The organism is Geofilum rhodophaeum (assembly GCF_002210225.1).
Taxonomy (GTDB): domain Bacteria; phylum Bacteroidota; class Bacteroidia; order Bacteroidales; family Marinilabiliaceae; genus Geofilum; species Geofilum rhodophaeum.
This window is the reverse complement of sequence record NZ_MWUJ01000006.1, coordinates 58,937-72,407: the sequence shown is the minus strand read 5'-3', so window position 1 is coordinate 72,407 and position 13,471 is coordinate 58,937. Positions and strand designations below refer to the sequence as shown.

The 13,471-nt window shown below is 52.0% G+C and carries 10 protein-coding genes; 8 read left to right on the top strand and 2 right to left on the bottom strand.

Annotated features, from left to right (window positions below; genetic code table 11):
- Window positions 1-46 precede the first annotated feature (46 nt).
- From B4W65_RS07645 to B4W65_RS07625, 5 genes are all read left to right on the top strand, one after another.
- Window positions 47-1,018 (top strand): metallophosphoesterase, encoded by a 972-nt coding sequence (locus B4W65_RS07645; RefSeq protein WP_088654553.1) that lies wholly within the window; start codon window positions 47-49, stop codon window positions 1,016-1,018.
- A 65-nt stretch (window positions 1,019-1,083) separates the two neighbouring features.
- Window positions 1,084-2,748 carry a dipeptidase gene (locus tag B4W65_RS07640; protein ID WP_205741238.1) on the top strand — a complete coding sequence of 555 codons (1,665 nt, stop codon included), beginning with the start codon at window positions 1,084-1,086 and terminating at the stop codon, window positions 2,746-2,748.
- A 108-nt stretch (window positions 2,749-2,856) separates the two neighbouring features.
- The gene (gene thiL, locus B4W65_RS07635) at window positions 2,857-3,855 is read left to right on the top strand and encodes a thiamine-phosphate kinase (RefSeq protein WP_088654552.1); all 999 of its coding nucleotides are present in this window, start codon (window positions 2,857-2,859) and stop codon (window positions 3,853-3,855) included.
- A 9-nt stretch (window positions 3,856-3,864) separates the two neighbouring features.
- Window positions 3,865-5,037, top strand: coding sequence for a glycosyltransferase (locus tag B4W65_RS07630; RefSeq protein WP_088654551.1), 1,173 nt, complete (start codon window positions 3,865-3,867; stop codon window positions 5,035-5,037).
- Window positions 5,022-6,290, top strand: coding sequence for a lipopolysaccharide biosynthesis protein (locus B4W65_RS07625; RefSeq protein ID WP_088654550.1), 1,269 nt, complete (start codon window positions 5,022-5,024; stop codon window positions 6,288-6,290). Before B4W65_RS07630 ends, B4W65_RS07625 begins: the two co-directional genes overlap by 16 nt.
- An 18-nt stretch (window positions 6,291-6,308) precedes the next feature.
- On the opposite strand, the gene B4W65_RS07620 is transcribed toward B4W65_RS07625, so the two are convergent.
- Entirely contained in the window at window positions 6,309-7,586 is a 1,278-nt protein-coding gene (locus tag B4W65_RS07620) for a voltage-gated chloride channel family protein (protein WP_088654549.1), read from the bottom strand.
- 134 nt (window positions 7,587-7,720) lie between these two features.
- Between B4W65_RS07620 and B4W65_RS07615 the strand changes: the two genes are divergently transcribed.
- Both B4W65_RS07615 and pncA read left to right on the top strand, forming a co-directional pair.
- Window positions 7,721-9,205: a nicotinate phosphoribosyltransferase gene (locus tag B4W65_RS07615; RefSeq protein WP_088654652.1), complete on the top strand. Its 1,485-nt coding sequence runs from the start codon at window positions 7,721-7,723 to the stop codon at window positions 9,203-9,205.
- An 18-nt stretch (window positions 9,206-9,223) separates the two neighbouring features.
- Window positions 9,224-9,841, top strand: coding sequence for a bifunctional nicotinamidase/pyrazinamidase (gene pncA, locus B4W65_RS07610; protein ID WP_088654548.1), 618 nt, complete (start codon window positions 9,224-9,226; stop codon window positions 9,839-9,841).
- A 191-nt stretch (window positions 9,842-10,032) separates the two neighbouring features.
- On the opposite strand, the gene B4W65_RS07605 is transcribed toward pncA, so the two are convergent.
- Window positions 10,033-12,120: a type IA DNA topoisomerase gene (locus B4W65_RS07605; protein WP_088654547.1), complete on the bottom strand. Its 2,088-nt coding sequence runs from the start codon at window positions 12,118-12,120 to the stop codon at window positions 10,033-10,035.
- A gap of 118 nt (window positions 12,121-12,238) precedes the next feature.
- Between B4W65_RS07605 and B4W65_RS07600 the strand changes: the two genes are divergently transcribed.
- Window positions 12,239-13,444 carry an MFS transporter gene (locus tag B4W65_RS07600; RefSeq protein ID WP_088654546.1) on the top strand — a complete coding sequence of 402 codons (1,206 nt, stop codon included), beginning with the start codon at window positions 12,239-12,241 and terminating at the stop codon, window positions 13,442-13,444.
- Window positions 13,445-13,471: the final 27 nt, after the last annotated feature.

Below are 13,471 nucleotides of genomic sequence, written 5' to 3'. Positions count from 1 at the left end.
ATTTAGTTGATGCTGAACTACCAAACCCCAAACAGAGACCAAAATAATGAAAGGTTTATTTCATAAAGCAGAAAACCCCGGTACTGCGTCCGCTTACGACATCATTGGCGATGTGCATGGTCACTACAGCGAACTGACGACCCTGCTGTCGCAAATGGATTACAGCTGTATTGACGGGATATGGCAACACCCCCGGCGAAAAGCCATTTTTGTTGGAGATTTTGCCAACCGGGGGCCACAAACCCCGGAGGTAATACAAAGTATACGAGCAATGGTTCAAAACCATAAGGCCTACGCCATTCTTGGGAATCATGAAATCAATATGATGGCCTATTTTACCCACAACAAAAAGGCCTTATCCCTGGCAGAACCCTCCCCTGCCGGAAAGAAACAAATGGAGCAAATAAGGGCACAATACCAAGGCGATGAGGAGCAACTGCAGGGCGATGTAAAATGGCTGCGTACGCTGCCATTTTTCCTTTCGCTTGGTCATTTGCGCGTGGTTCATGCCTATTATAACCCCAAGCACATTCAGCTGATTGCCCAAAGCATCAGCGAAGGCAAAATTAGCAAGAAACAAATCAAAGAAATAATAAAGGGAAAGAGCGAGTTTGCCCAGGCAGTGAATGAAACCACCCGAGGGCTGGAACTGTCGCTGCCCCCGGATTTGATACTCAAAGACAGTAAAAATATCCGGCGCACGCGCTTTCGCATAAAATGGTGGGCCGATCCCCGGGGCCTCACCTTCAGGGACCTCAGTTTTGGCAATCGCTTTGTATTGCCCGACTATACCATCCCTGAGCAAATACTGCCTCTGCTAAGCCCTTATCCGGCGGAAGCACCGCTTGTGTTTTTTGGCCATTACTGCATTGGTGCGCAGCTGAACATACAAAGCCCCAACTTATGTTGCGTAGACGCGTGTGTTGCCGGACACGGACACCTGATGGCTTATCGGTGGGACGGAGAAACCGAGCTGATGAAGGAGAAAATTTTGGCCATTCCGGTTGGCTTTTCTTAAGTGGCAACTATTGTATATATTTGCAGGTATAGATAAAAGTACAAATACACCAAGCATTTTAACACATGAAGTTGAACAAAAAACTGGTTTTGGCCACGCTGTCTCTTGCTTTTTTGCAGGCGGGGTGGCAGCAAAGTAACGCCTGCACCAATGTCATTGTTACCAAAGGGGCCTCTGTCGACGGCTCCACCTTTGTTTCTTATGCCGCCGACTCTCACGATCTTTTTGGGGAGCTGTATTACTGGCCGGGTAAAGAATATCCCGAGGGGAGCATGCTGAACATACGGGAATGGGATACCGGAAAATATCTGGGAAAAATTGCTCAGGCACCGCAAACTTACACCGTTATTGGCAACATGAACGAGCACCAACTGGCCATAGCCGAAACCACCTTTGGTGGCCGATCCGAACTGCGCGACACCACCGGCATCATAGACTATGGCAGTCTCATTTACATTGCCCTGCAACGTGCACGCACTGCCCGCGAAGCCATTGAAGTAATGACCGGACTGGTAGAAGAATACGGTTATTACAGTTCCGGAGAGTCTTTTTCCGTTGTAGATCCGAACGAGGCCTGGATTATGGAGCTGATTGGTAAGGGACCCGACAACAAGGGCGCTGTATGGGTGGCCGTACGCATCCCCGACGGATACGTATCGGCGCATGCCAACCAGGCTCGTATTACCACCTTTGATCTCAACGATAAGGATAATGTACTTTACGCCAACGACGTTATATCCTTCGCACGCGAAATGGGCTATTTCAATGGCAAAAACAAGGACTTCAGTTTTGCCGATGCTTATGCGCCCCTGGATTTTGGAGCCATTCGTTTTTGCGAGGCACGCGTATGGAGCGCATTTCGCCTCATGAACCCCGAAATGGACAAGTATGTTGATTTTGTTCAGGGAAAAAGCGACGAGCGTATGCCACTTTTCATCCAACCCGAGAAAAAGGTCGGCGTACGCGACGTGCAAAATATCATGCGCGACTACTATGAGAACACCCCCCTTTCGATGACGCAAGATCCCGGTGCCGGTCCCTACGGCAAGCCCTACCGCTGGCGTCCGCTCACCTGGGAGGTAGATGGCGTAGAATATTTCAACGAGCGGGCCATTGCCACCCAGCAGACCGGCTTCTCCTTTGTAGCCCAAATGCGCAGTTGGTTGCCCAATGCCATCGGCGGCATTCTGTGGTTTGGCGTGGACGATGCCAACATGTCGGTTTACCTGCCCATTTACATGGGTATGAACGGTATTCCCCACGAACTGGCCCAGGGCAACGGCAATATGTTGGAGTTCTCATGGACCTCCGCCTTTTGGGTATTCAACTGGGTATCTAACCAGGCCTACCACCGTTACAGCCACATGATTGGCGACATTCGCAAGGTACAAAGCGAGCTGGAAGATAAATTTGCCGCCTACGGCCCCGTGATTGATGAAGCAGCTTTAGCGCTTCATCAGCAAGATCCGGCACTGGCCAGCGCCTTTCTCACAGAATATTCGCACAACCAGACCCGGCTGACCGTAGAACGATGGAAAAAGTTGGGTGAGTTTTTAACGGTGAAATACCTCGACGGTAACCTGCACGAGGAAGTAGATGGCGAGTTTCTGCGCAATGCGCACGGCAACCCAGCCCCTGCGAAGTTTCCAGGCTACGACGAAAATTATTATCGCCGCATTGTTGACGAAGCCGGCGATCGCCTGCGCATGATCGAAGTGCCGCAGGAATAAAAAACGACCATGCGCTGCTCAGCGCAGATTAAAGACATGGCCTGGCGGGGAGGACTTATTCATTGAGTCTTCCCCGCTTTTATTAAGTGCTTTTACTATTTTTGTAGTATGAAACTATCAGAGATCGGAGAATTTGGCTTCATCGAACGCTTTGCCCATCGCTTTGAAGACCTTCTGGCACCCAATGCCATGGGCATTGGGGACGATTGTGCCATATTGCCAGCCGGCGATCACGACCTCGTGATCACCACCGACATGCTGGTGGAGGACATCCACTTTATCCGCGAAAAAATGAGTGCCCGCGACCTGGGCCATAAGGCCCTGGCCGTCAATCTCAGCGATGTTGCCGCCATGGGCGCCCGTCCCACCGGCTCCTTTTTATCCATCGCCATACCTTCCGACGTTCCCGTAGAGTACCTCGACGAGCTGATGGAGGGCTATCACGAGCTGAGTGCGCAGCATCAGCTTCCCCTTATGGGTGGCGACACCACCCGCTCTCCACAAAAGCTCGTTCTCAACATCAGCGTTATCGGAACCATCGCCAAAGGGCAGGCCCGCTTGCGCTCCGGCGCGCAGGTGGGCGACCACCTTGTAGTGACCAGCACCCTGGGCGATTCGGCGGCCGGCTTGCAAGTGCTGCTGAACGACTGGCAGGGACAGGCCGACAGCGACTGGCTGCTTCAGCGCCACCTGCGCCCTCAGGCGCATGTGGCACAGGGACAGTGGCTGGCTCAACACAAAAGCGTGCATGCCATGATGGATGTCAGCGACGGCATTGCTTCCGATTTGCAACACATCCTCAAAGCCTCCAAAAAAGGAGCACACATCGACTTGGACCAGCTGCCCCTTTCGCCCCAGCTCCAAGCCTTCAGTCGGGCCCGAAAAATGGACGCCCACGAACTGGCCACCTCTGGCGGAGAAGATTACTGTTTGTTGCTTACTGTTGCCGGGGAACAACTGCCCAAACTCCGGGAGGCCTATAAAAAAGAGTTTGGCGAGGACCTCTATCCCATCGGACACATTACCGAAGCAGGCGGCCTGCAATGGCAGCAGGCAGGAAAACTGTTGAAGCAGGCCCCGCGGGGTGGTTTTAATCACTTTGTTTAAAACCTGGTCATGCCAAAAGACAAAAAACTACATATCCTGTTTTTAAGTTCTTGGTATCCCAATCAGGAGGCCCCTCTGGATGGCAACTTTGTCCTTAAGCACGCAGAAGCCGTAGCGCACTTTGCCAGGGTATCCTTTCTCCACGTCAGCAGTCTGCCCCTTACCAATAAGGCGGAGCTGGACCTGCAAGCCACCATTCATTTTTACGAAAGTCAGGTCCTTCCCCGAAAAGGACTGCGAAAAATATTTTTGGTACTCCAAAAGCTATGGCGCTACAGCCAACACTACCGCCAAGTTTGTCGCGAGCAGGGAAAACCCGATGTCATTCACGCCAACGTCGCCTACCCTTCTGGTTTGTACGCCCTGTTTTTTAAGCTTTTTACCCGCAGCCCTTATTTGATAACGGAACACTGGACCGGCTATCTGCCTGAAAAAAACACTCCTTTAAGTCCCTTTCAAAAAACAATGACAAAATGGGTGCTGCGCAAAGCCTCCTTCATTTGTCCGGTATCCGGGTACCTGGCCAGGTCCATGCGCAATCAGGACTTGAACGGTTGCTACCAGGTGGTGCCCAATGTGGTAGATACCGACTTGTATCTCCCCAAACATAAGGAAGACCACCCCGAAAAACTGCGCTTGATTCATATCTCCACCCTCAATAATCGGCAAAAAAACAGCGAAGGACTGTTCCGGGCCATGGAGGCTTTGCAAAACGAAGGCGTAGATTTTGAGTTGTTGGTCGTAACTTGTAACTCCGACAGATATTGGCAGAAGAATCTGAAGGGCACGCCACTCGAAGATGTGGTAAGCTTCCGCTACGCCCTAAAGCCCAAAGAGGTGGCCTTAGCCCTTCATCAAAGTGATGTACTCCTGCTCTTTAGTAATTACGAGACCTTTGGGGTAGTCATCGCAGAAGCCTTTGCAGCAGGGATCCCCGTTATTTCAACGGCAAGCGGTCCGGCCAAAGAACTCATTGCCCCGGAGCGGGGAATATTGATCCCCATTGGAGACGAAAAGGCCCTGGTTAAAGCCATTAAAGACTTCCCCTCCCAGAAAACACGTTTCCAAGCAGATAAAATCCAGACCTATGCCCGTGAACATTTCAGTTTTCAGGCAGTTGGTCAGCAATACATGGATCTGTACAGCCAAATGCTCAAGCCCATACCATGCTCAAAAAAATAAGCGCCACCTTCCTTACCAAAGTCCTCACCGCTTTCATCAACCTGGGGGTCGCCATCCTGCTGTCTCGTTGGCTGGGGGCTGAAGGGAAGGGTTTTCAGAGCTTGTTTATTGCGGGACTGGGACTAAGCACCGCCATTACAGGCGTTTTTGGCATCATTTCTCTCACTTATCTGGTTCCCAAAAGGCCTTCCGTGAACTATTTTTTTATAGCCAACGGCTGGGCCCTTGTGGCCAGCAGCCTTGTTTTCCTTGTTGTGTATCAGGGGCAATTTCTCAGTCTGGAAAACAGCCTGTGGCTCAGCTTCAGCACCTTGCTTTCCGCACTGGCAACCAACAACTTATCCATATATCTGATAAAAGAGCGCATTACCCGCTACAATCTCCTGTTATTTGTCCAACCCCTGTTCAACATACTCTTGATTGCTGCTTTCTATCATTGGGGTGGGGAATTTACCGTTGAAAGCTATATTCACACCCTCTCCATCAGCTATCTGGCCTTGTTTATTTTGAGCCTCCATGGCGCCAAATGCTACCTTAAAGGCATGCAAGGGATCGACAAAAGCACTTTTTGGAAAGATGTAAAAGCCATGTTTCGTTATGGTTTTCTCAACCAGACCGGCACTTTTATTCAGTTGCTCAGCTTTAGAGGAAGCTATTACCTGCTCGAACGCCTCGGTTCGCTGCAGGAAGTCGGCATCTTCTCCAACGCAGTATCCATTACCGAAGCCATATGGATCATCAACCGCAGTCTTTCCCTGGTATTCTACTCCCGCATCATCAATTCGACCAGTACCCGCTACCATCAAAAACTTTACCAGCGCTATGTTTTCTTCGCCTTTTGGAGTCAAACCGCAGCCCTCCTGGCCTTAGTACTGGTCCCGGCTCAGCTGTACACTTTCTTTTTTGGCGCAGAATTCAGCGGATTGAAACATTACATCGTGCTTATGCTGCCGGCCTCTTTTCTGTTTGGACAAAGCCTCCTTTCGAGCCACTATTTTTCGGGGACCGGCAGACACCAAATCAACCTCTGGGGCAGCATGGCCAATTTGTTCATTGTCCTCGTTGGTGGTTGGTTCTTAATCGGAGTATGGGGCGCTACCGGTGCCGCCTTGGCTACCAACTTTGGTTATCTGGCCCTGGTTGTCGTTCAGCATCATTATCTGAAGAAGCATCTGAGTCTGCCGCTTTGGAGTGGATTGTTGCAGATGGAAATGATTAAACGCCTCCTATACAGATCCAGGCATAAAGAATAAGCTCAGGAAAAACGCCCCCTACAAATCGTGCAGCGCCCTTCCCCGCTCCCGCCCCAACAAAAGGTGTTTGGGACTGCCGATGAGCTGACTGCCGTAAATGCCGGTGTGTCCCGAAAAAAGGTAGGCCATAACCACCGCCAGGGCAATGAATACGCCACTTTCTACCCCAAAGAGCTCTATCCCCATAAAAATACAGGCCAGCGGCGTATTGGTGGCACCGGCAAAAACAGCCACAAAACCCATTCCCGCCAACAGCGCCATAGGCAAAGGCACAAACAAAGCCAGTACATTGCCCAGGGTGGCTCCGACAAAAAACAGGGGGGTGACTTCCCCACCCTTGAAGCCGGCCCCCAGGGTAAAGGTGGTCAACAACAACTTCAGTGCAAAATCATAATAAGGGACTTCCAAGACAAAGCTTTCCTGAATCACCGGAATGCCCAAACCCATGTAGCGCGAATCGCCCAGGGCCCAAAAAGCCAAAGCCAGTACCAATCCACCCACCACAGGTCGTAAAGGCGCCCAACGCACCAGGCGCTTAAAAAACAGTACCCAATAATGGGCCAGGAAGGAAAAGCTGCGGGCAGTCAGACCAAAAACAATGCCTGCCAAAGCGGCCAGTAAGAGATGGATGGGCTGCAAATCGGGCACCAATGGAATGGTATAGACTGTGTGTCCTATGCCCCAGGCGTGACAGGCCCAATGAGCTACAAAAGCCGACAAAAAAGCAGGAAGAATGCCGTCGTAGCGCACCTTGCCTACCACAAAGACCTCCAGCGCAAAAACCGCACCGGCCAGGGGGGTGCCAAAAACCGAGGCAAAACCGGCACTCACCCCCATACTCAACAAAACCCGCCGGTCGCGGGGTCGCAACTTAAAAATTCTTGTAAACTGATCGGCAATGGCCCCGCCCATTTGCACCGCCGTACCCTCCCGGCCTGCCGAGCCGCCAAACAAATGCGTAGCCAGTGTGCCCCACAGCACCAAAGGGGCCATGCGTAAGGGAATCACTTTCTTGGGCGAATAAAACTCCTCCAGCAACTGGTTGTTCCCCTTCACTACGTCCTCACCCCAATAATGGTAAGTCAAACCAATCAGCAATCCGCCCAAAGGCAAAAGCCACACCAGCCAAAGATGTCCCTCTCGAAATACCGTCACCACATCCAAACTCCACAGAAAAAAAGCCGACGCCGATCCTGCCAGTCCCCCCACCACCAGACTTAAGCCCAGCCATTTGAGGAAATAAATAAAGAGATGACCGGTCGAAATCGGGCGCCAGGTTTTGCCTTGTGCGTGCATACTTTTCGGTAAATTGATGCCTTAAAGCGGCAAAAATAAACAAATACCACCAAAAGCAGCGGAAAATGTGCCGCCTGTTTATTTTGCCGGGCGGTACTTTGCAGCTATATTTGTTATTTGTTTGTTGTACATGCATGAAAAGCCCCAATACATCCATTTATCGTGAGGCACCGGCCTTGATGACCGACCTTTACCAGTTGACCATGGCACACGGCTACTGGAAGAAAGGGCTGCATCAAAAAAAGGCAGTTTTCAACCTGTTTTTTCGCAACATTCCCTTTAAGGGCGGTTATGCGGTGGCGGGGGGACTGGAACAAGCCTTGGCTTATCTGCAGGATTTCCGTTTCAGTGACTCGGATTTGTGTTATATGAGCGACTTCAGGGGCAACGACGAGCGCCCCATCTTTGATCCTGCCTTTCTGGACTTTTTAAGTAAGGAGCGCTTCAGCTGCGATGTGGCGGCCATACCCGAAGGTACGGTTGTCTTCGCCAACGAGCCCCTTTTGCGGGTCAGCGGCTCTGTTTTACAGGCCCAACTGGTGGAAACTGCCTTGCTCAACATCATCAACTTCCAGACCCTGGTAGCCACCAAGGCGGCCCGCATCTGCGATGCCGCCCAAGGCGATCCGGTCATGGAATTTGGCTTCCGGCGTGCCCAGGGACTTGATGGCGCTGTGTCGGCCAGTCGCGCCGCCTACATAGGCGGCTGCATAGGCACCTCCAATGTATATGCCGGAAAAATTTACAACATTCCCGTGCTGGGGACCCATGCCCACAGCTGGGTGCAGGCCTATAACGATGAGCTGCAAGCTTTTCGCGAGTTTGCCGACAGCATGCCCAACAATACGGTATTTCTGGTAGATACCTACCATACGCCTCAGGGCATAGACAACGCCATAACCGTGGCTCAGGAAATGCTGAAAAAGGGCTATAAAATGACCGGTCTACGCCTCGACTCGGGCGACCTGGCCTATTTGAGTCGCCTGGCCCGACAAAAACTTGAGTCGGCAGGTCTCGGTTTTATGAAAATTGTGGCCAGCAACGACCTGGACGAACACCTGATTGCCAGTCTCAAACAGCAGCAAGCCGCCATCGATATCTGGGGCATTGGCACCAAACTGGTGACCGCCTACGACCAGCCTGCCCTGGGCGGCGTGTACAAGCTGGCGGCCATGGAAAACGATATGGGCGACTTTGAAGACCGCATCAAGCTTTCTGAACAATCCATTAAGATAAACATACCGGGCATACAGCAGGTCAGAAGGTTCTACAAGAACAATAAGCTGGCCTGCGACATGATTTTTGACGAGCGTGACCGCCTTCCGGAGCTGCCCTTGCTCATTGACCCCGCCGACCCCACCCGGCGCAAGAGCGTGGCTAACTGCAACAGCCGCTATGAAGATCTTTTGCAGCCTGTGCTGCAAAAGGGTCAGCTGGTGTACGATTTGCCCGAGCTCAACAGCATCCGACAACGCCGGGCCCAACAACTCGAGCAGCTGGATGCCGGCATACGGCGACTCACCAATCCCCATCTCTATCCCGTGGGACTCGAAGCGCAGCTCTACAACAAACGGATGGACCTGATACTGAATTACCGGCAAAAATTTCAAGTGCAATAACCTCAAAACAACAGACCTATGAAGGCCTTACTCATCGTAGACGTACAAAACGACTTTTTACCCGGCGGTGCGCTGGCCGTACCCCAGGGCGATGCCATCATACCCGTCATCAACAACATTCAACAGCATTTTAAGCTGATTGTGGCTACGCGCGACTGGCATCCGGCCAACCATGGGAGCTTTGCCTCCAACCACGACAATCGCCAGGTAGGAGAAGTCATTCGACTCCACGGGCAGCAACAAGTGCTGTGGCCCGACCATTGCGTACAGGGGAGTCCCGGTGCCGAAATATCGCCTTTGCTCAACCAAGGCCTCATCAACAACGTTATTTTTAAAGGCAGCGACCCCGATATCGATTCGTACAGCGCCTTCTACGACAACGGTCACCTCAAGGAAACCGGTCTGCATGCCTACCTCAAGCGCAACGGCATTACGAGTTTATTTGTATGCGGACTGGCAGCCGATTATTGTGTGTACTACACGGTAAAAGATGCCTTATTACTGGGCTACGAAGCCAATCTGCTGACCGATGCCACACGGGGCGTTAACCTGCAGCCCGAGGATACCGATAAAGCCTTTAAGGATATGGAAAAACGAGGTGCCCGATTAATGACATCCACTGAGCTGTTGAAGTAATCTAATCTACAGGCCTAAAGTCTCAGGATTCATTTTGGTGCCCCTAAAACTGACCACTTCAATGCTTTCCCCTGAAAAACGGTAGTACATAATCGTTTGTGGACTCAGCACACAAGGCCTCAGATTATTTTTGTTTTCAAAAAGAGGATACAAATAAGCCCCAATAAATCAAGCCGGAAAGTACAAAAAACCTACTCCTCCAGCACCAGCTTGAAATCTGCGTCCCAGCTCAGCTTGCCGCTGTGCGCCTGCCCCTGGGCATCCACAAAACCTTTTAAGACCGAAGTCTTGCCCTTCAACACCAGGTCGCCCATTTGCTTTTCACTGATCTTTTTACCCATAAACTCAAAGGGAATCAACACCTTGCAACCCTTAGCGTAATCCTCACAGCCCCAGGCCAAACGCCCCTTCAACATTTTACCACTTTTACAGCGGGGACAGAACAAGGGCTCAGTCTGTTCCGGCTTAGGTGCCGGGGCACTCTTTTTAGGCGCTTCCTCCTCCACCGGGGCAATCATCGGAATACTGGGCTCGAGTCGCACCGTATGCACAATGTCCGACACCATTTGCTTCAATTCATTCATGAAGGCCCCGGGATCGTACTTTCCCTCCTCAATTTCACGCAATTTCTTTTCCCACTGGCCCGTCAGCTCGGGCGATTTAACCGCCTCATTGCGAATGGTATCAATCAGCTGGGTGCCAATGGGTGTAGGAGCAAGACTCTTGCGATTTCGGGTAATGTAGCGCCGCTTAAAGAGGGTCTCGATGATGGCGGCCCGCGTGGAGGGGCGACCAATGCCGTTTTCCTTCATCACATCGCGCAACTCCTCATCATCCACCTGTTTGCCCGCCGTTTCCATCGCCCGCAGCAAGGTAGCCTCCGTAAAAGGCTTGGGCGGCTGGGTTTCCTTCTGCTGCAAATCGGGCGTATGTTCCCCCTTTTCGCCCTTGGTAAATTCGGGCAATACGCCCTCCTCTCCTTTACCCTGACTCATTTTCAGCACCACCCGCCAACCCGGGTCCAGAATTTGTTTTCCGGTGGCCTTAAAATTGACATCCTCCACCCGTCCCTCCACGGTGGTGGTATTGATGATGGCATCGGGATAAAAGGCTGCGATAAAGCGCCGGGCCACCAAATCGAATACCAGCTTCTCGTCGCGACTCAGCGACGAAGGCGGATTTTGGCCTGTGGGAATAATGGCGTGGTGGTCGGTCACCTTGGTATCGTCGAAAACCTTCTTCGATTTCGGAATCTTTTTGGCCAAGACCGGAGCACAGAGCTGCTCATAAGGCTTGAGTCCCTTAAGTATGCCCCCGATTTTGGGATACATATCGTTACTCAGAAAGGTAGTATCTACCCTGGGATAGGTGGTCAGTTTTTTCTCATACAACTGCTGAATAAGCTTCAGCGTATCGTCGGCCGAAAAAGAGAATTTGCGGTTGCACTCCACCTGCAGCGAGGTCAGGTCGAACAAACGAGGCGCCGCCTCCTTGCCCTTTTTACGCCCGAAACCGGTCACTTCAAAGAGCTTGCCCTTAATGCGCTCCATAGCCTGCAGCGCCTCCTCCTGCTTCAGGTAGCGCCCCTCCGTGTTGTTAAAAACCACCTCCTTGTATGTGGTCTTCAATTCCCAATAGGGTTGCGGTACAAAATGATCAATCTCTTTCTGGCGTTCAACAATCAAAGCCAGCGTGGGCGTCTGCACACGACCAATCGACAAAACCTGGCCCTGGCCCCCAAATTTAAGCGTATACAGGCGTGTAGCGTTAATACCCAGCAGCCAGTCGCCAATGGCGCGCGCACTGCCCGCCGCGTAAAGCCGATCGAAGTCGCTCCCCGCATACAGCTTGTTAAAACCCTCGCGAATAGCCTCCTCCGTAAGCGAGGATATCCATAGTCGCCTAACGGGACAAGTGCAACCGGCCTTTTGCAGTACCCAGCGCTGTATCACCTCCCCTTCCTGACCGGCATCCCCGCAATTGATGACTTCCTCGGCCGATTTCATAAGTTGCTCGATCACCCGAAACTGCTTCAGCACCCCCTGGTCGTCGATCACCTTTATACCAAAACGGGAAGGAATAATCGGCAGGGTACCCAGCGACCAGCGTCTCCATTCGGCCAAATAGTCGTGCGGTTCCTTTAAGGTACACAAATGTCCAAAAGTCCAGGTCACCTGATAACCATTGCCCTCATAATAGCCGTCCTTGCGCGACTGGGCGCCAAGTATCTGGGCCAGTTCTCTGGCTACGCTGGGTTTCTCGGCTATACACACCTTCATAAAGCAGTTCTTCCTGTTTTGGGATTCGACCTACGAAGATACACAAATGCGGCGAGCAGGAAAACACCTTTTGGCCCTTGCTGCTTTCTTTTGTACTTTCGCAGCACAAAACAGAAGCATGAATTGGATCAGGCCTTCCGTTTCAGGAAATATTCCCCGTTTGTACATCATCAAGACCGCCAAATGGTTCATGTTGACCATGCCCATTCTGATGTTGTATTACAAGGACATGGGCTTCACTACCGAACAGGCCTTCCGCCTGAAAGCCATCTACTCCATAGCCATAGTGTTGTTCGAAATCCCCTCCGGCTATTTGGCCGATATTCTGGGACGCAAAACCACCCTGCTGGCAGGGAGCATCTTCGGCACCCTGGGTTTCGTTATTTATGCCACCACCGGCAGCTACCTCTGGTTCATCCTGGCCGAAGTTACCCTGGGCATTGGCCAGAGTCTCATTTCGGGGGCCGACTCCGCAATGCTCTACGACACGCTTCAGGCACAGAAGCGCCAAAATCAATACACCCGTTACGAAGGCATCAACACCTCGGTCGGCAATTTTGCAGAAGCCCTGGGCGCCATTCTTGGCGGCGCACTGGCCGAAGTCTCCCTGCGCCTCCCCTTTATAGGCCAAAGCTTCATCGCCTTCATGGCCATTCCCGCAGCTCTTACCCTGGTAGAGCCCGAGCGCTTGCAACGTCAGGTAAAAAGCGGATTTCGCGACATCCTGAAAATTGTGCACTACGCCTTGGTGGTGAATAAGGACCTGCGGTGGGGACTGGTTTACTCTTCCCTCATAGGTACCGCTACCCTCACCATGGCCTGGGTCTACCAGCTCGAACTGCACGCCTTTGGTTTTAGTGAGTTTTACATCGGGGTCACCGCAACGGGGCTCAATTTGGTGGTGGGATTTGTTACCCTTACGGCCTGGAAGGCAGAAAGAGACCTGCGTTCCCGCCTACTCATCCCCCTCATCACCCTGGTGATAACCGGAGGTTTTGTGGCGGGGGGACTCGCAGGCAGCTGGCTGCCTTTCATGCTGGTATTACTTGTATTCTACATGGCACGGGGCATAGCCACCCCGGTACTTAAAAACATCGTGAATGTGATGGCGCCCTCCGAAGTACGGGCCACCGTTCTGTCGATAAGGAGTCTCATAATAAGGGCCTTCTTTGCAGTCATTGCGCCCTTTTTTGGATGGACGGCCGACCTGTTGACACTGGGTCAGGCCCTCATCATTACGGGACTGGTCTTTGCCCTGGCTTGCGCCTTCATTATTCTGCTCTTTATAAAGAGTCTCGAAAACCCGCAGTCACCAAAAAAATAAGGCTGCCGCCTTATTTTTTGGGGCCAT

Bases quoted from the DNA above. Each gene is read 5' to 3' on its own strand.
- B4W65_RS07645 (WP_088654553.1), top strand. From the start codon at position 47: ATGAAAGGTTTATTTCATAAAGCAGAAAACCCCGGTACTGCGTCCGCT.
- B4W65_RS07640 (WP_205741238.1), top strand. From the start codon at position 1,084: ATGAAGTTGAACAAAAAACTGGTTTTGGCCACGCTGTCTCTTGCTTTT.
- thiL (WP_088654552.1), top strand. From the start codon at position 2,857: ATGAAACTATCAGAGATCGGAGAATTTGGCTTCATCGAACGCTTTGCC.
- B4W65_RS07630 (WP_088654551.1), top strand. From the start codon at position 3,865: ATGCCAAAAGACAAAAAACTACATATCCTGTTTTTAAGTTCTTGGTAT.
- B4W65_RS07625 (WP_088654550.1), top strand. From the start codon at position 5,022: ATGCTCAAAAAAATAAGCGCCACCTTCCTTACCAAAGTCCTCACCGCT.
- B4W65_RS07620 (WP_088654549.1), bottom strand. From the start codon at position 7,586: ATGCACGCACAAGGCAAAACCTGGCGCCCGATTTCGACCGGTCATCTC.
- B4W65_RS07615 (WP_088654652.1), top strand. From the start codon at position 7,721: ATGAAAAGCCCCAATACATCCATTTATCGTGAGGCACCGGCCTTGATG.
- pncA (WP_088654548.1), top strand. From the start codon at position 9,224: ATGAAGGCCTTACTCATCGTAGACGTACAAAACGACTTTTTACCCGGC.
- B4W65_RS07605 (WP_088654547.1), bottom strand. From the start codon at position 12,120: ATGAAGGTGTGTATAGCCGAGAAACCCAGCGTAGCCAGAGAACTGGCC.
- B4W65_RS07600 (WP_088654546.1), top strand. From the start codon at position 12,239: ATGAATTGGATCAGGCCTTCCGTTTCAGGAAATATTCCCCGTTTGTAC.